Consider the following 16,915-nt stretch of genomic DNA (forward strand, 5'->3'; position numbering starts at 1 on the left):
GGGAGCCCGACTCGCGCACGGCCAGACCCCGACTCGCGGACAGCGGGAGCCCGACTCGCGCACGGCCAGACCCCGACTCGCGGACAGCGGGAGCCCGACTCGCGCACGGCCAGACCCCGACTCGCGGACAGCGGGAGCCCGACTCGCGCACGGCCAGACCCCGACTCGCGGGCGGGGAGAGTCCGACTCGCAGGTTGTGGAGGGCCGGCTCGGGATCAGCCGGTGCGGTCGACCACGTACGTCGTGAGCGAGGCCAGGGCCGCGGTCGCCGCGCACTCCGGCAGCAGATCCAGCTCGGCCTGCGCCTGCCCGGCGTACGACGCCAAGGTCTCGCGTGCCCGCACCAGCCCGTCGCCGTCCCGCAGCAGCGTCAGGGCCTCGTCGACCTCGGCGTCGTCGGTGATGGGCTTGGCCAGCAGGACCCGCAGCCGGTCGGCGTCGGCGCCCTTCCCCTCCAGGGCGTAGAGCATCGGCAGCGTGTGCACGCCCTCGCGAAGGTCGGTGCCCGGCGTCTTGCCCGAGCTGTCCGATGCCGACGCGATGTCGATGATGTCGTCGGAGATCTGGAACGCGGTCCCGATCGTCGCGCCGAACCGGTGCAGCGACTCGACCTGCTCGTCGGTGCACCCGGAGAACATGCCGCCGTACCGGCCGGACGTCGCGATCAACGACCCCGTCTTCTCCGCGATCACCGCGAGGTAGTGCTCCACCGGGTCGTCATCCGGGCGCGGCCCACGGGTCTCCCGCATCTGGCCCGTGACGAGCTCGGCGAACGTCTCGGCGATGATCCGCACCGCCAGCGGCCCGAGATCGGCCACCAGCCGCGACGCGTGCGCGAACAGGAAGTCGCCGGTGAGGATCGCGACGGTGTTGTCCCAGCGCGAGTTGGCGCTCTCCGCCCCGCGGCGCATCGTGGCCGAGTCCATGACGTCGTCGTGATAGAGCGTCGCCAGATGGATCAGCTCGACCACGGCCGCGGCCGTGATCACCTCGTCCGAGTCCGGCCGCGGCCCGACGTGTGCTCCGAGCAACGTGAACAGCGGCCGGAACCGCTTCCCACCTGCATCGATCAGATGCAGCGACGTCTCGGTGACGAACCGGTAGTCGCTGTGCACTTCCCGGTGCAGCAGGTCCTCGACCTTCTTCAGGCCGTCGACCGCTGCTGCCGCCAGATCCGGGTCGCCGAGCTCGACTCCCGCAACGCTGTATGTCCCCACTCGATCAGCCTACGAAGGTGGCCCCGCCGGCCCAGTTCAAGGCCAGGGTGGGCACGATTCCGAGTAGCAGGGTGACGAGAACGCCGAGGGTGATCGCCGCGGTGGTGAACGCCCCGGGCACCGTCACGGTCGGCCCGTCCGGCGCCGGCTCGCTGAAGTACATCAGCACGATCACCCGCAGGTAGAAGAACGCGGCGATGGCGCTCGCCACGAGTGCGATGACCACCAGCGGCGCCATCCCGTCTGCCAGCGCGGCCGAGAACACGGCGAACTTTGCGGTGAACCCGCTGGTCAGCGGGATGCCGGCAAGCGCGAGGAGCAGGAACGTCATCACCCCGGCGGTCAGTGGCGAGCGCTTGGCCAGCCCGGCCCACTGGGACAGATGAGTGGCCTCGCCGTCGGCGTCGCGCACCAGGCTGATCACGCCGAAGACCGCAACCGTGGTGAACCCGTAGGCCAGCAGGTAGAACAGCGTGGCCGAGACGCCCTGCTCGGTGATCGCCATCGCACCGAGCAGCAGGAAGCCGGCGTGCGCGATCGAGGAGTACGCGATCATGCGCTTCATGTCGGTCTGCGTCAGTCCGAGGACCGCGCCGATCACCATCGAGATGATCGCCACAGCCCACAGCACCCCGCGCCACTCCCAGCGGGTGTCACCGAAGGCCACGTGGAGCACCCGCAGGATGGCGCCGAACGCCGCGACCTTGGTGCACGCCGCCATGAACGCGGTGACCGGCGTCGGAGCGCCCTGGTAGACGTCCGGCGTCCAGGTGTGGAACGGGGCGACCGAGCCCTTGAACAGCAGGCCGACGACGAGCAGCGCGAGACCGCCGAACAGCAGCGCGTCGGACCTGTTCGATCCGACCGCGGCCTGGGCGATGCCCGTCAGCCTCACCGTTCCCGCGTAGCCGTAGATCAGCGCGAGGCCGTAGAGGAAGAACGCCGACGCGAACGCGCCGAGCAGGAAGTACTTGACCGCCGCCTCCTGCGACAGCAGACGCCGGCGCCGCGCCAGGCCGCACATCAGGTACAGCGGCAGGCTGAGCACCTCGAGCGCGATGAACATCGTCAGCAGGTCGTTCGCAGCCAGGAAGGCCATCATCCCGCCGAGCGCGAACAGCGCGAACGGGAAGACCTCGGTCTGCATCGTCGGCGCCTCGTCGGGCAGCCCGTAGGAGCGGTCCTCCGGGCCCTCCACCGGCCCGCCCGCCGCACCGCCGCCGACAGCGGCCCTGGCGGCCGCCGTGGCGATGAACGCCCCACCCGGCTCGACCGAGCGGTCGGCGATCAGCAGCACGCTGCCCAGCCCGAGGGCGAGCAGCGTGCCCCACAGGAACAGCGTCGGACGGTCGACGGCGAGCGCGTCGGCGAGGGTGGTGATACCGGCAGGGGCGCCGCCGGCGTAGAGGCCGAGCGCGATACCGGCCGCGGCCAGCACCACGAGCGTCAGCGCGACCTGCACCGGCCAGCGCTGGTACCGCGGCAGGAACGCCTCGGCCAGCACCGACACACACGCGCCGCCCAGCACGATCAGCAACGGCGCGATCGCCGCGTAGTCGATCGGCGGCGCCGTGATCTGCTGCACCTGCGCCAGGGCGGAGCCCGACGCGATCAGACCGGTCACCGGGACATCCCTCCCACCGGGTCGGTCAGCCCGACCTCGGTCAACGTGGCCGCCACCGACGGTTCGAGCACCTCGAGCACGGGGCCGGGGAAGAAGCCGAGCACGAGGATGAGCACCACCAGCGGCGTGAGCACCCCGATCTCCCGCTTGCTCAGATCGGGGAAGCCGGCCGCGCCGCCACGCTGGGCGGCCACCGCCGGGTCGAGCATCGTGCCGGGGCCGTCACCGGAGCCGCGGCCCAACGCCGCGAGCACCGCGCTCCCCCGCACCGGGCCCTGCATCGTGCGCTGGTAGACCCACAGCACGTAGAGGGCGGCGAAGATGATCCCGACCGTGGCCAGGATCGTGAACGCCGGCTCCCGGGGGAACGAGCCGACCAGCACCAGGAACTCACTGACGAACGAGTTCGTGCCGGGCAGCGCCAGCGAGGACAGCCCCGCTACCAGGAACATGCCGGCGAGCAGCGGGGCCAGCTTGTGCACACCGCCGTAGTCGCTGATCAGGCGCGAGCCGCCGCGGGCGATCACCAGGCCGACGACGATGAACAGCATCCCGGTCGAGAGGCCGTGGTTGACCATGTACAGCGCGGATCCCGCGAACGACTGTGTCGAGAACGCGAAGATGCCCAGCGCGATGAACCCGAAGTGCGCGATCGAGGTGTAGGACACGAACCGCTTCAAGTCGGTCTGCCCGACCGCGAGCAGCGCGCCGTAGAGGATCCCGATCACCCCGAGGGTCAGCACCAGCGGGGCGAGGGCCTTCGACGCCGCCGGGAACAGCGGGAGGCAGTAGCGCAGGAAGCCGAAGGTGCCGACCTTGTCCAGCACACCGACGAGCAGCACGCCCGCACCCACCGGCGCCTCGGCACCGGCGTCGGGCAGCCAGGTGTGGAACGGCACCAGCGGCGCCTTGATCGCGAAGGCCAGGAAGAAGCCCAGGAACAGCCAGATCTGCGTGGACTCAGGGACGTCGGCGGCGATCCGCTGCAGCTCGGCCCAGCTGAACGTCCCGCCGGCCGGCAGCCGCTCCCCACTGACCACGAACAGGCCGATCACCGAGGCGAGCATGACCAGCCCGCCGAGCAGCGAGTACAGGAAGAACTTGACCGCCGCGTACTGCCGGCGCGGCCCGCCGAAGCGGCCGATCAGGAAGTACATCGGGACCAGCATGGCCTCGAAGAACACGTAGAACAGGAAGACGTCGGTGGCGGCGAACACCCCGACGAGCAGGGCCTCGGTCGCCAGGATCAGCGCGAAGAAGCCGGACGCGCTGCGGCCCTCGGGGAGCTTCTCCTCCCAGGAGAACAGCATCACGATCGGCACCAGCAGGGCGGTCAGCGCGATCATGACCAACGCGATGCCGTCGATGCCGAGCGCGAACCGGGTGCCGAACGCGGGGATCCAGTCCACACCGAACTCGAGCTGGAAACGGTCGCCGGCGGCCGCGTCGGCCACCGAGTAGGAGGCCCACACGACCACCGTCAGCGCCAGCTCGGCGAGCGCGACGCCGATCGCGACCAGCTTCGCCGTGCGCGCGTCACCCTTCAGCGGAGCGACCACCAGCGCGCCGACCAGCGGCAGCACCAGCAGGACGAGCAAGAGCACGCTTCCCCCTGTGTTCATGGCATGAGCCCGGGTGCGGATGTCCCGATGTGGACAGCGACGAGCGGACCGCGCATCACGCGAACCTCATCGCGAGCAGGGACGCGATGACCAGCACGGACCCGCCGAGCATGCTCAGCGCGTAGGACCGGACGAAGCCCGTCTGCAGTCTCCGAAGTCGCCCGGAGCTGCCGCCGAGCAGCGCCGCGGTCCCGTTGACCACGCCGTCCACCCCGCGGTTGTCGACGTACACCAGCGCGCGGGACAGCCAGGTCCCCGGACGCGCGATGACCGCCTCGTTGATCGCGTTGGCGTAAAGGTCGGCCCGGGCCGCTCGCACCGGCAGCGAGACCCGCTCGGGGCGCTCCACCGGAACCCGGTGCCGGCCGACGACCAGGTAGGCGATCACGGCGCCGACCAAGGAGAACCCGACGACCAGCAGCGGCACCACGGAGTGCCCGACCGCGCCGCCCTCGGGCTCGGCCAGCTCGCCCAGCGACGGCGTCAGCCAGGTGACCAGCACGTGGCCGTTGTAGAGCAGGAAGCCCGCGAACACCGAGCCGAAGGCCAGCACGATCATCGGCACCGTCATCGACGCCGGGGACTCGTGCGGGTGGTATTCCTGCCCGTCGGCGGTGCGCAGTTCCTTCCAGCGCTTCTCACCGAAGAAGGTCATGAGCATCAGCCGGGTCATGTAGAAGGCGGTGAGCCCGGCCGCGAGCGTGGCGGCGCCACCGAAGGCCCAGCCCTCCCAGCCCGGCTGCGCGAACGCCGCGGCGATGATCTCGTCCTTCGAGAAGTACCCCGACAGGAACGGGAAGCCGATCAGCGCGAGGTAGCCCAGCCCGAACGTGACGAACGTGATCGGCATGTACCGCGCGAGCCCGCCGTAGCGGCGCATGTCGACGTCGTCGTGCATCGCGTGCATGACGGAGCCGGCGCCGAGGAACAGCCCCGCCTTGAAGAAGCCGTGCGTGAGCAGGTGGAAGATGCCGAGCGCGTAGCCCGCCGGGCCCAGTCCGACGGCCAGGATCATGTACCCGATCTGGCTGACCGTCGAGTACGCGAGCACCTTCTTGATGTCGTCGTACGCACAGCCGATGATCGCGCCGATCAGCAAGGTGACCACGCCGACCAGGGCGACGATGAGCCGGCCGGTCTCGGTCAGGTTGTAGATCGGGTTGCACCGCGCGATGAGGTAGACGCCCGCAGTGACCATCGTCGCCGCGTGGATCAGGGCCGAGACCGGGGTCGGGCCCTCCATGGCGTCCGGGAGCCAGGCCTGCAGCGGGAACTGGCCGGACTTGCCGCAGGCGCCGAGCAGCAGCAGCACGGTGATCGCCACGATGGTGCCGCCGCCGAGCTCGCCGATCCGGGCGAAGACCTCGCTGTACTGCAGCGTGCCGAGGTCGGTCCAGAGCAGGAAGATCGCGATCGCCAGGCCGACGTCTCCGACCCGGTTCATCAGGAAGGCCTTCTTCGCCGCGGTCGCCGCGGACGGGCGGTCCTGGTAGAAGCCGATCAGCAGGTAGGACGCCAGGCCGACGCCCTCCCAGCCCAGGTACAGCATCACGAAGTTGTTGCCGAGGACGAGGATCAGCATCGCCGCGACGAACAGGTTGAGCTGGGCGAAGAACCGCCGGCGGCCCGGGTCGTGGCCCATGTAGCCGACCGAGTAGATGTGGATCAGCGATCCGACACCGGTGATCAGCAGCACGAACGTCAGCGACAGCGGGTCGAGCCGCAGCCCGAAGTCCACGTTCAGCGCACCGACGGAGATCCAGTCGTACAGCGACAGTTCGCGCGTCCGCTGGGCAGGGTCCAGGGCGACGGTCTCGAGGAAGATCGCCAGCCCGAGTCCGAACGAGGCGACGACGCTGAGCACTCCGAGCCAGTGACCCCAGCGGTCGGCGCGCCGGCCGGCGACGAACAGCACCAGCGCACTGAGCGCCGGCAGCACGAAGAGCAGCCAGGCCCATGACGCGAGGCCGGTGGCTGAGCCGACCTCGGGGAGCTCGGTGGTCACGAAGCGCTCCTAGTACTTGAGCAGGTTCGCGTCGTCCACCGAGGCGGACCGACGGGTGCGGAAGATCGACATGATGATCGCCAGCCCCACCACGACCTCGGCGGCGGCGACGACCATCACGAAGAACGCCATGACCTGGCCGTTCAGATCACCGTTGATGCGGGAGAAGGTGACCAGCGACAGGTTCACCGCGTTCAGCATCAGCTCGATGCACATGAACACGACGATGGCGTTACGGCGGACCAGCACGCCCACCGCGCCGATGGAGAACAGCAGCGCGGAGAGCAGCAGGTAGTAGGTGGGGGTCACGAGTGGTCCCGCTTCTCTGCGTCGTCGACGACGGCACCGTTGACGCGCGAGCCCCCGGTCAGGGCGTGCGCGTCACTCGGGTGCTGCTCGATCTTCTCGACCGGCGTCGACTCGATGATCTCGGAGAGCGACTCCGGGGCGACCGAACCGTCCGGCAGCAGCGCGGGGACGGCCACCGAGTTGGCCGTGGCGTACACGCCGGGGCCGGGCAGCGGGGAGACCCGCGCGTGCTCGCCGCGCAGCCGGGCCAGCACCGTGGCCTTCTGGCCGCGCTTGTCGTGCGCCCTGGTCTGGGCGTGAGCCAGGACCATCGCGCCGAGTGCCGCGGTGATCAGCAGCGCCGAGGTGAGCTCGAACGGCAGCAGGTAGTCGGTGAAGATCAACCGCCCGATGCCGGTGACGTTGCCGCCCGAGCCCGCGGCGTCCCCGGCCAGCCCGGCCGGGGTGACCGCGGTGAGCGAGCGGCCGATCGCGGCCACCAGGAGCCCGGCGAGCCCGACCCCGAGCACCAGCCCGGTCGTCCGTTGGCCGCGCAGCACCTCGACAACCGAGTCGGAGCTGTCGCGGCCGACCAGCATCAGCACGAACAGGAACAGCATCATCACGGCGCCGGTGTAGACGATGATCTGCACGAAGCCGAGGAACGGCGCCTGCTGCACCATGTACAGCGCGCCGAGGCAGAGCATCGTCAGCGCGAGCATCAGCGCGGAGTGCACCGCGTTGCGGGCGAACACCATGCCCAGCGCGCCGGCCAGGGCGAGCGGGCCCAGCACCCAGAACGCGACGGCCTCGCCCGTGGAGACGGCGCCGGCGTCGCTCGAGGCGGCCTGCGCGAGAACGGCCGCGATCATCGGACCTGCTCCCCGACCGGGTCGGACACGTCGCCGCGCTTGGCGAGCTCCGGCCCCTGCACGTAGTAGTCCTGCTCGTCGGAGCCGAGGCGCATCGGGTGCGGCGGCTGTTCCATGCCCGGCAGCAGGGGCGCGAGCAACTGCTCCTTGGTGTAGATCAGGTTCTGCCTGTTGTCGTCGGCGAGCTCGTAGAAGTTCGTCATCGTCAGCGAGCGGGTCGGGCACGCCTCGATGCAGAGCCCGCAGCCGATGCAGCGCAGGTAGTTGATCTGATAGATCGCGCCGTAGCGCTCGCCCGGGGAGTAGCGCTCCTCCTCGGTGTTGTCGCCGCCCTCCACGTAGATCGCGTCCGCCGGGCAGGCCCATGCGCACAGCTCGCATCCGACGCACTTCTCCAGCCCGTCCGGGTGCCGGTTGAGCTGGTGGCGCCCGTGGTAGCGGGGCGCGGCGGGCGGGAAGTCCTCGGGGTACTCCTCGGTGACGACCTTCTTGAACATCGTCGAGAAGGTGACTCCGAAGCCCTTGAAGAACTCAAGCATCGTCGGTCTCCTTACGGGCCGCGTCCTCGGGCCTGCGGACGCCGTCGCGGCTTCCACCGACGAGCGCACCGGCGGGCTCGCGCCCACCCGATGCGACGGCGTGGCCGCGCAGCTTGTGCTTGGGTGGCGACGGAACCTTCAGGTCGAGCGGGGGCACCGGGTAGTCCGAGGCCAACTCGACGGTCGACTCGGGCCGGCGTTTGTCCGGGACCAGGAACGCCACCACCAGGACCACCGCCAGCACGATGCCGAGGGTGAACAGCAGCGCGGTGACGTTGCCGCCCTCGCTGTTGCGGTACGCGCGGATCGCGAAGATCGTCAGGATCCACAGCAGGCTGACCGGGACCAGGGCCTTCCAGCCCAGGCGCATGAACTGGTCGTACCGCAACCGGGGCAGCGTGCCGCGCAGCCAGATGAAGACGAACAGGAACAGCAGCGTCTTGATCAGGAAGGCGACCATCTGCAGCCAGCCGTTGCTGTTCAGGGACGACAGCGGCCACGGCCAGGATCCGCCGCCGAGGAACAGCGTGGTGGCCATCGCCGAGACGGTCACCATGTTCACGTACTCGGCGAGGAAGAACAGCGCGAACTTCAGCGACGAGTACTCGGTGTGGAAGCCGCCGACGAGCTCCGACTCGGCCTCCGGCAGGTCGAACGGGGCGCGGTTGGTCTCACCGACCATCGAGATCACGAAGACGACGAAGCTCGGTACCAGCAGCCACACGTACCAGCCGGTGGACTGGGCGGCGACGATGTCGGCGGTCGACAGCGAGCCGGCGTAAAGGATGACCGCCACGATCGACAGGCCCAGTGCGATCTCGTAGGAGATCACCTGCGCGGCCGAGCGCAGCGCGGCGAGCAGCGGGTAGGGCGATCCGGACGCCCACCCGCCGAGCACGATGCCGTACACCCCGAGCGAGGAGCAGGCCAGCACCACCAGCACGCCCACCGGCAGGTCGACGAGCTGCAGCACGGTGCGCTCACCGAAGATCGAGACCTCGCCACCGAACGGGATCACCGAGAAGGCCACGAACGCCGGGATCGTCGAGATCACCGGGGCGATGAAGTAGACCTTCTTGTCCGCGAGGACCGGCATGATGTCCTCTTTGAAGGCCAGCTTGAGGCCGTCGGCGAGCGACTGCAGCCAGCCGTTCGGGCCGACCCGGTTCGGGCCGGGACGCTGCTGCATCCGGGCCACGACCTTGCGCTCCCAGTTGATCATGAAGAGGGTCAGCAGGACCCCGATCCCGAACAGGGCGACCACCTTGAGCGCGATCAGCCAGAACGGGTCGTCGGCCAGCAGCTGCTGAGTGGGGGTCATGACGTGCTCCCTGCGGAGATGCCCACGAGCGCCTCGCCGGCGGGGACGTCGGCGGCGGTCACTCCGACCACGTCGCCGTGGCCGGCGCCCAGGGTGGCCCGCACCCGGGAGCCCGCGGAGTTCGCCGGCAGCCAGACCACGCCGTCGGGCAGGTCGGCCAGCGCGACCGGCAGCGTGATCGCCCCCCGGTCGGTACGCACCGCGGCCGGCCGGCCCTCGGTCACGCCCAGCCGCTCGGCGGTCGCGGCGTTCATCCGGACGAAGGCGGGCCGCGCGGTCCCGGCCAGGGCCGGCTCGTCGACCGCCAGCGTGCTCTCGTCCACCAGCTGGCGCCACGTGGCCAGCACGGCCTGCGCGAAGGCGGGCCGCCGGGCCTCACCCGCGGCCACGCCCGGTCCGGGCGGGGCGGCCCCGCCGTACCCGCCGAGGCGGGCGAACTCGCCAGCCGCCGCGGCCGGGGTCTGGGTGAACAGGTCGGAGTCCATCTCGACCGCGAGGGTGTCGAGCACCCGGCAGTCCGGCAGCACGCCGCTGGCGTCGAGGGCGGGGCCGAACTCCCGGCGGCGGCCCTCCCAGTTGAGGTAGCTGCCGGCGCGCTGGGCGTCCGGGGCGACCGGGAGCACCACGTCGGCCAGCTCGGTGACCGCGGACGTGTGCAGCTCCAGGCTGACCAGGAAGCCGACCTCGCGCAGCCCGGCCAGCGCGGCCTGCGGGTCGGCCAGGTCGTACGGGTCGACCCCGCCGACGACCAGACCGGCCAGCTCCCCCATCGCGGCGGCGGCGAGGATCTCGTCGGCGCTGCGACCCGGCCGGGCCGGGATCGCGCCCTCGGCCAGCCCCCACGCCTGCTCGATCTCGGCCCGCGCGGCGGGGTCGGTGACCGGGCGCCCGCCGGGCAGCAGGTTCGGGACGGCGCCGGCGTCGAGCGCCCCGCGGTCACCGGCCCGGCGGGGCACCCAGCCGACGACCGCACCGGTGCGCTCGGCGAGCGCCGACACCGCGGAGTACAGCCCGGGCACCTCGGCCGCCCGCTCCCCGACCAGGATCACACCGCCACCGGTCAGGGCCGCGACGACGTCGTCGGGCAGATCGGCCAGCACGGCGGCCTCGGACCCCGGGACCGCCCGGATCAGGTTGTCGTGCGCCGCCGACTCCGCGGCACCGCGCTCGGGCGCCGTGCGTCGCATCGCCGGGGTCGTCCACTGGCCGAGGTGGAACACCTTCTGGCCGTGCTTGCGGGCCGCCTTGCGGAGCCGCAGGAAGACGATCGGGGACTCCTCCTCCGGCTCGAACGCCACGCACAGCACCGCGGGTGCGGCCTCGAGCCGGGTGTAGTCCAGCACCTCCGGTCCGCGGCCGACGACGTGCGCCGCCAGGAAGTCCAGCTCCTCCGCCGAGTGCGGACGGGCCCGGAAATCGACGTCGTTGGTCTGCGCCGCGACCCGGGCGAACTTCGCGTAGGCGTAGGCGTCCTCGACCGTCAGCCGGCCGCCGGGCAGCACCGCGACGCCACCCGCCGCCCGCGCGGCGAGCAGGCCCTCGGCCGCCACCCGCAGCGCCTCGGTCCACGACGCCTCGGCGAGCACGCCGTCGGCACCCCGGACCATCGGCCGGATGATCCGCTGCCTGGACGTCAGGTAGCGGAACGCGAAGCGGCCCTTGTCGCAGTTCCACTCCTCGTTCACCGCCGGCTCGTTGCCCGCCAGCCGGCGCATGACCGTGCCGCGCCGGGTGTCGTTGCGCTGCGAGCAGCCCGAGGAGCAGTGCTCGCACACCCCGGGCGTCGACACCAGGTCGAACGGCCGGGACCGGAACCGGTACGCCGCGCTGGTGAGCGCGCCCACCGGGCAGATCTGGATGGTATTGCCCGAGAAGTAGGACTGGAACGGCTTGTCCTGCGCCACCCCGATCTGCTGCTCGGCGCCGCGCTCGAGCAGGTCGATGAACGGGTCGCCGCCGATCTGCTCGGAGAACCGGGTGCAGCGCTGGCAGAGCACACAGCGTTCGCGGTCGAGCAGCACCTGCGACGAGATCGGCAGCGGCTTGGGGAACGTCCGCTTGGTCTCGACGAACCGCGAGTCGGTGCGGCCGTGGGCCATCGCCTGGTTCTGCAGGGGACACTCGCCGCCCTTGTCGCAGATCGGGCAGTCCAGCGGGTGGTTGATGAGCAGCAGCTCCATCACGCCCTGCTGCGCCTTGTCGGCCACCGGGGAGGTGTGCTGGGTCTTGACGACCATGCCGTCGGCCACCGTCATGGTGCAGCTGGCCTGCGGCTTGGGCATCGGGCGCCCGCCCATCTCGACCTCGACGAGGCACTGGCGGCACGCGCCGGCCGGGTCGAGCAAGGGGTGGTCGCAGAACCGCGGCACGATGATCCCGAGTCGCTCGCAGGTCCGGATCAGCAGCTCGCCCTTGGGCGCGTCGACCTCGAGGCCGTCGATCGTGAGCCGGACGTGGCCCGCGGGTACCGGCCGGGCCTCGGCCCCCGAGTCCTGGGTGAGGGTCATGCTTGGGCTCCCACGAGGTCATCCAGCTGCGCCGGCCGGGCGACGGCAGGCTGCTGGGCGATCAGATCCAGGAACTCCTGGCGGAAGTATTTGATGGCGCTGGTGATCGGGCTCGTCGCGCCGTCGCCGAGGGCGCAGAACGACCGGCCCAGGATGTTGTCGCAGACGTCGAGCAAGGTCTCGATGTCGGCCTCGGTGCCCTCGCCGTGCACCATCCGCTCCAGGATCTGGACCAGCCAGTAGGTGCCTTCGCGGCACGGTGTGCACTTGCCGCAGGACTCGTGCTTGTAGAACTCGGTCCACTTCATGACCGCCCACGGCACCGAGACGGTCTCGTTGAAGACCTGCACGGCCGTCGTGCCCAGCATCGAGCCGGCGGCCGCCGCGCCCTCGAAGTCCAGCGGGACGTCGAGATGCTCGGCGGTGAACAGCGGGGTGGACGAGCCGCCGGGGGTCCAGAACTTGAGCGGGATCCCGTCCTTCATCCCACCGGCCAGCTCCAGCAGCGTGCGCAGCGTGATGCCCAGCGGCGCCTCGTACTGGCCGGGCCGCTCCACGTGCCCGGACACCGAGTAGATCTTCGGCCCGGGGCTCTTCTCGCTGCCCATCGAGCGGAACCAGTCGCTGCCGCCCTGCACGATCGCGGGAACCGAAGCGATCGTCTCCACGTTGTTGACCACGGTGGGGGATGCGTAGAGCCCCGAGGTGGCCGGGAAGGGAGGCTTGAGGCGAGGTTGACCGCGACGACCCTCGAGCGAGTCCAGCAGCGCCGTCTCCTCGCCGCAGATGTACGCGCCCGCGCCGGCGTGCACCACGATGTCCAGGTCGAACCCGGAGCCGAGGATGTCGCGGCCGAGGTAGCCCTTGGCGTAGGCCTCGTCGACGGCGTTGCGCACGCGGCGGATGCAGTGCAGCGCCTCACCGCGGATGTAGATCGCGCAGAAGTTCGCGCGGATCGCGTAGCTGGTGATGATGCAACCTTCGACGAGGGCATGCGGGTCGGCCATCATCGTCGGGATGTCCTTGCAGGTCCCCGGCTCGCCCTCGTCGGCGTTGATGACGAGATACTTGGGCTTGGCGCCCGGGCCGGTGGGACCCTGCGGGATGAACGACCACTTCATGCCCGTCGGGAACCCGGCTCCGCCGCGGCCGCGCAGCCCGGAGTCCTTGACCAGCTGGATGAGCTGGTCGGGGTGCGCGGCGAGCGCGGTGCGCAGCGCCTGGTAGCCCTCGAGCTGCTCGTAGGTGCCGATCGACCACGAGCGCGGGGACTGCCAGCGCCGGGTGAGGACCGGGGTGAGCGGATCGGGGCGAGGGGTGTCGCTCATGGCAGTCACTTCTTCTCCGGCAGGTCCGGCAGGGCCGGCGGCTCGTCGGGCATCGGCGGCGCGACCCAGCCGCGGTCGGCGGCCAGCTGCGCGCCGCGCAGCGTCTCGACCGCGACGGAGGGGCCCTCCACCGACATCTCGAGGTCGGGGAAGATCCCGGCCAGCTCGAGCTCGACGGTCTTGAAGTCGGTCAGCGGGGCGCCGCGGGTGGGTGCGGGCTTCTCCCCCGCCCGCAGCGCGTCGACCAGCGCCTCGGCCGTCTCGACCGTCTGGTTGTCGAAGTACTCGTAGTTGACCTGGATGACCGGCGCGAGGTCGCACGCGGCGAGACACTCGGCGTGCTCCAGCGTGATCGAGCCCGGCGTGCCCGGCTCCCCGGCGGTCTCCTCGTGACCCAGCGGCCGCCCGTCGGTACCGAGCCTGGCCTGCAGCCGGGCGTAGATGTCGTCCCCGCCGAGCGCCGCGCACAGGGTGTTCGTGCACACGCTGACCAGGTGCTCACCGCACGGGGTGCGCTTGTACATCGTGTAGAACGTGGCCACCGCGCTGACCTCGGCGGTGGTCAGCTCCAGCGCCTCGGCGCAGTACCGGATGCCGTCCTGGCTGACGTGGCCCTCGACCGACTGCACCAGGTGCAGCAGCGGGAGCAGCGCCGAGCGGGACTGCGGGTACCGGGCGATGATCTCCTTGGTCCGCTGCCGGGTGACCTCGTCGAACGCCGGCGAGACCGGCGACGGCTCGGTGCCGATGCTCGAACCCGCAAGCGGTTCTTCGGTCACCACCGGCTCCCACACGACCTCGTCCGGCGCGGCCGCGGAGCGGCTGTTCGTCTCCGGCGTGCCCTCGGGCAACGTCATCGGTCCACGCCTCCCATGACCGGGTCGATGCTGGCGACGGCGGCGATGACGTCGGCGACCATGCCGCCCTCGCTCATCGCCGGCATCGTCTGCAGGTTCACGAAGCTGGGGTCCCGGACGTGGACGCGCACCGGGCGGGTGCCGCCGTCGGAGACCAGGTGGTAGCCCAGCTCGCCGCGCGGCGACTCGACGGGCACGTAGACCTGGCCGGCCGGAACCGCGAAGCCCTCCGTGACCAGCTTGAAGTGGTGGATCAGCGACTCCATCGACTGACCCATGATCTTGCGGACGTGCTCCAGGGAGTTGCCCATGCCGTCCGAACCGATCGACAGCTGGGCGGGCCAGGCGATCTTGCGGTCCTCCACCATGACCGGCCCCGGCTCCATCTTCTTCACGGCCTGCTCGACGATCTTGAGCGACTCGTGCATCTCGGCGACGCGCAGCCGGTAGCGGGCGTAGCAGTCCGCCTCGGTGGCCGTCGGGACCTCGAAGTCGTACTCCTCGTAGCCCAGGTACGGCTCGACCTTGCGCTGGTCCCAGGGCAGGCCCGCGCTCCGCAGGATCGGGCCGGTGGCACCGAGGGCGAGGCAGCCGTCGAGGGGCAGGTAGCCCACGCCCTCCAGGCGCTGCCGCCAGATCGGCTGGGCGGTGAGGAGCTTGTCGTAGTCGGGCAGCCGCGACCGCATGACCTTGATGAAGTCGGTGACCTTCTCGGCCCAGTCCTCCGGGAGGTCCTGGGCGAGGCCGCCGGGCCGGATGAACGCGTGGTTCATGCGCAGCCCGGTCAGGTACTCCAGCAGGTGGAGCACCTCCTCGCGCTCGCGGAACCCGGCGGTCATGCCGGTCAGCGCGCCGAGCTCCATGCCACCGGTGGCCAGGCACACCAGGTGCGAGCCGATCCGGTTGAGCTCCATGAGCAGCACCCGGGCGACCTGGGCGCGCCGCGGCGCCTCGACGCCGAGCAGCTTCTCCACCGCCAGGCAGTACGCGGCCTCGTTGAACAGCGGCGCCAGGTAGTCCATGCGCGTCACGAAGGTGACGCCCTGGGTCCAGGTCCGGTACTCGCAGTTCTTCTCGATGCCGGTGTGCAGGTACCCGATCACCGAGCGGGCCTGCGTGACCGTCTCGCCCTCGAGCTCGAGCACCAGCCGGAGCACGCCGTGCGTCGACGGGTGCTGCGGCCCCATGTTGATGACGATGCGGTCGTCGTGCTCGGAGTCGATCAGCGTGTCCCAGTCACCACCGGTGACCGTGTAGACGGTGCCCTCGGTCGTCTCGCGTTCCGGGGCGTAGGCGTCACTGACCTCGTCGCGGATGTCGGTCATGAGTACGCCCTCCGCTCATCGGGCGGGGGGATCTCCGCGCCCTTGTACTCCACCGGGATCCCGCCGAGCGGGTAGTCCTTGCGCTGGGGGTGGCCGTCCCAGTCGTCCGGCATGAGGATCCGGGTCAGCGCCGGGTGGCCGTCGAAGATCACCCCGAACATGTCCCAGGTCTCACGTTCGTGCCAGTCGGCCGTCGGGTAGACCTCGACCACGCTGGGCACGTGCGGGTCGTCGACGTCGAGGGCCACCTCGAGCCGGATCCGGCGCCGGTAGGTCATCGACAGCAGGTGGTAGGTGACGTGGAGACGCTGGGGGACGTCCTCGCCGTAGTCCACCCCGGACACCGACGAGCACAGCTCGAAACGCAGCGCCGCGTCGTCGCGCAGGGTGCGGGCGAGATCGAGGACCCGCTCACGCTGGACGTAGAACGTGATCTCGCCCCGGTCGACGGTCACCTGCTGCACCGCGCTGCGCGGGATGCCGCGCTGGTCCAGCGCGTCGGCGAAGTCGTCCGCGAACTCGTCGAACCAGCCGCCGAAGGGGCGCTCGGCCGGCGCCGGGGCGTACGCCGGCAGGCGCAGCCCCCCGAAGCCCGAGGTGTCACCGGTGCCGCGGACGCCGAACATGCCGGCGCGCTCGCGACCGGCGGGACCGACCAGCCGGGTACCGCCCTCCGGGGCCGCTCCGTTGCCGCTCGGGTCCTCGGCGCGTTCGGTCTCGCCCGCCTCGGGCTGCTCGCCACCCCGTGCCCGGTGCTCCTCGACGGCGGCACCGCTCTCCTCGGACGAGGACTGCGGTCCGCCGGTGGGCTCCGCGCCGTCCTTCGAGGTTCCGGTGGGTTCGGTCATCGCTGGATCACTTCTTCTTCGCGTACTTGATCGAGGACGGGACGAGTTCGGTCCGGTGCCCGCTCTCGGCCAGCGCCGCGGCCCGCTTCTGGCCCAGCGGCTCGTCCATGATCTTGGCGTGGATCTTGAGGATGGCGTCCATCAGCATCTCCGGACGCGGCGGGCATCCCGGCAGGTACATGTCCACCGGCACGACGTGGTCGACGCCCTGCACGACCGCGTAGTTGTTGAACATTCCGCCCGAGGAGGCGCAGACACCCATCGCGAGCACCCAGCGGGGCTCCGGCATCTGGTCGTAGATCTGGCGCAGCACCGGGGCCATCTTGTTGCTCACCCGGCCCGCGACGATCATCAGGTCGGCCTGCCGGGGCGAGGCCCGGAAGACCTCCATGCCGAACCGGGCGAGGTCGTAGCGCGGGGCGCCGGTGGTCATCATCTCGATCGCGCAGCACGCCAGCCCGAAGGTGGCCGGCCAGAGCGAGGACTTCCGGGTCCAGTTGACCAGCTTCTCGACGCTGGTCAGCAGGACGCCGTTGGGCAGGTGCTCTTCGAGACCCATGAC

Annotated in this window: 14 protein-coding genes; all 14 read right to left on the reverse strand. The window is 70.8% G+C overall.

The features are described from left to right. Positions 1-215 precede the first annotated feature (215 nt). Genes HF519_RS15520 through HF519_RS15585 form a run of 14 tightly spaced genes read right to left on the reverse strand, consistent with a single transcriptional unit; the run spans position 216 to position 16,912 of the window. On the reverse strand, positions 216-1,217 hold the full coding sequence (locus HF519_RS15520; protein WP_169413661.1) for a polyprenyl synthetase family protein: 1,002 nt from the start codon (positions 1,215-1,217) through the stop codon (positions 216-218). Positions 1,218-1,221: 4 nt separating this feature from the next. Further along, complete coding sequence (gene nuoN / locus HF519_RS15525; RefSeq protein ID WP_438826399.1) at positions 1,222-2,841, reverse strand: NADH-quinone oxidoreductase subunit NuoN; 1,620 nt, start codon at positions 2,839-2,841, stop codon at positions 1,222-1,224. After that, a complete protein-coding gene (locus HF519_RS15530) occupies positions 2,838-4,463 on the reverse strand; it encodes an NADH-quinone oxidoreductase subunit M (protein ID WP_169413662.1) in 1,626 nt (541 codons plus the stop codon). The genes nuoN and HF519_RS15530 overlap by 4 nt, the downstream gene beginning before the upstream one ends. A 55-nt stretch (positions 4,464-4,518) precedes the next feature. Next, positions 4,519-6,468 carry an NADH-quinone oxidoreductase subunit L gene (gene nuoL / locus HF519_RS15535; protein WP_169413663.1) on the reverse strand — a complete coding sequence of 650 codons (1,950 nt, stop codon included), beginning with the start codon at positions 6,466-6,468 and terminating at the stop codon, positions 4,519-4,521. A gap of 9 nt (positions 6,469-6,477) precedes the next feature. Further along, on the reverse strand, positions 6,478-6,777 hold the full coding sequence (nuoK, locus tag HF519_RS15540) for an NADH-quinone oxidoreductase subunit NuoK (RefSeq protein ID WP_169413664.1): 300 nt from the start codon (positions 6,775-6,777) through the stop codon (positions 6,478-6,480). Next, complete coding sequence (locus HF519_RS15545) at positions 6,774-7,628, reverse strand: NADH-quinone oxidoreductase subunit J (RefSeq protein WP_169413665.1); 855 nt, start codon at positions 7,626-7,628, stop codon at positions 6,774-6,776. The genes nuoK and HF519_RS15545 overlap by 4 nt, the downstream gene beginning before the upstream one ends. After that, the gene (gene nuoI, locus HF519_RS15550) at positions 7,625-8,167 is read right to left on the reverse strand and encodes an NADH-quinone oxidoreductase subunit NuoI (RefSeq protein WP_169413666.1); all 543 of its coding nucleotides are present in this window, start codon (positions 8,165-8,167) and stop codon (positions 7,625-7,627) included. The genes HF519_RS15545 and nuoI overlap by 4 nt, the downstream gene beginning before the upstream one ends. Next, complete coding sequence (gene nuoH, locus HF519_RS15555; protein ID WP_169413667.1) at positions 8,160-9,488, reverse strand: NADH-quinone oxidoreductase subunit NuoH; 1,329 nt, start codon at positions 9,486-9,488, stop codon at positions 8,160-8,162. The genes nuoI and nuoH overlap by 8 nt, the downstream gene beginning before the upstream one ends. Continuing rightward, positions 9,485-11,995, reverse strand: coding sequence for an NADH-quinone oxidoreductase subunit G (locus HF519_RS15560; protein WP_169413668.1), 2,511 nt, complete (start codon positions 11,993-11,995; stop codon positions 9,485-9,487). Before HF519_RS15560 ends, nuoH begins: the two co-directional genes overlap by 4 nt. Beyond that, positions 11,992-13,323: an NADH-quinone oxidoreductase subunit NuoF gene (gene nuoF, locus HF519_RS15565; RefSeq protein WP_169413669.1), complete on the reverse strand. Its 1,332-nt coding sequence runs from the start codon at positions 13,321-13,323 to the stop codon at positions 11,992-11,994. Before nuoF ends, HF519_RS15560 begins: the two co-directional genes overlap by 4 nt. 5 nt (positions 13,324-13,328) lie before the next feature. Then, positions 13,329-14,180 (reverse strand): NADH-quinone oxidoreductase subunit NuoE, encoded by an 852-nt coding sequence (gene nuoE, locus HF519_RS15570; protein ID WP_169413670.1) that lies wholly within the window; start codon positions 14,178-14,180, stop codon positions 13,329-13,331. Then, on the reverse strand, positions 14,177-15,505 hold the full coding sequence (locus tag HF519_RS15575) for an NADH-quinone oxidoreductase subunit D (RefSeq protein ID WP_169413671.1): 1,329 nt from the start codon (positions 15,503-15,505) through the stop codon (positions 14,177-14,179). Before HF519_RS15575 ends, nuoE begins: the two co-directional genes overlap by 4 nt. Next, entirely contained in the window at positions 15,502-16,353 is an 852-nt protein-coding gene (locus tag HF519_RS15580; RefSeq protein ID WP_246244024.1) for an NADH-quinone oxidoreductase subunit C, read from the reverse strand. Before HF519_RS15580 ends, HF519_RS15575 begins: the two co-directional genes overlap by 4 nt. Positions 16,354-16,360: 7 nt before the next feature. Then, a complete protein-coding gene (locus HF519_RS15585) occupies positions 16,361-16,912 on the reverse strand; it encodes a NuoB/complex I 20 kDa subunit family protein (RefSeq protein WP_169413672.1) in 552 nt (183 codons plus the stop codon). Between the last annotated feature and the right edge of the window lie 3 nt (positions 16,913-16,915).

This window comes from Pseudonocardia bannensis (assembly GCF_012911875.1).
Classification (GTDB): domain Bacteria; phylum Actinomycetota; class Actinomycetes; order Mycobacteriales; family Pseudonocardiaceae; genus Pseudonocardia; species Pseudonocardia bannensis.

Bases quoted from the DNA above. Each gene is read 5' to 3' on its own strand.
- HF519_RS15580 (WP_246244024.1), bottom strand. From the start codon at position 16,353: ATGACCGAACCCACCGGAACCTCGAAGGACGGCGCGGAGCCCACCGGC.
- nuoI (WP_169413666.1), bottom strand. From the start codon at position 8,167: ATGCTTGAGTTCTTCAAGGGCTTCGGAGTCACCTTCTCGACGATGTTC.
- nuoF (WP_169413669.1), bottom strand. From the start codon at position 13,323: ATGAGCGACACCCCTCGCCCCGATCCGCTCACCCCGGTCCTCACCCGG.
- nuoH (WP_169413667.1), bottom strand. From the start codon at position 9,488: ATGACCCCCACTCAGCAGCTGCTGGCCGACGACCCGTTCTGGCTGATC.
- HF519_RS15585 (WP_169413672.1), bottom strand. From the start codon at position 16,912: ATGGGTCTCGAAGAGCACCTGCCCAACGGCGTCCTGCTGACCAGCGTC.
- HF519_RS15530 (WP_169413662.1), bottom strand. From the start codon at position 4,463: ATGAACACAGGGGGAAGCGTGCTCTTGCTCGTCCTGCTGGTGCTGCCG.
- HF519_RS15560 (WP_169413668.1), bottom strand. From the start codon at position 11,995: ATGACCCTCACCCAGGACTCGGGGGCCGAGGCCCGGCCGGTACCCGCG.
- HF519_RS15545 (WP_169413665.1), bottom strand. From the start codon at position 7,628: ATGATCGCGGCCGTTCTCGCGCAGGCCGCCTCGAGCGACGCCGGCGCC.
- HF519_RS15575 (WP_169413671.1), bottom strand. From the start codon at position 15,505: ATGACCGACATCCGCGACGAGGTCAGTGACGCCTACGCCCCGGAACGC.
- nuoE (WP_169413670.1), bottom strand. From the start codon at position 14,180: ATGACGTTGCCCGAGGGCACGCCGGAGACGAACAGCCGCTCCGCGGCC.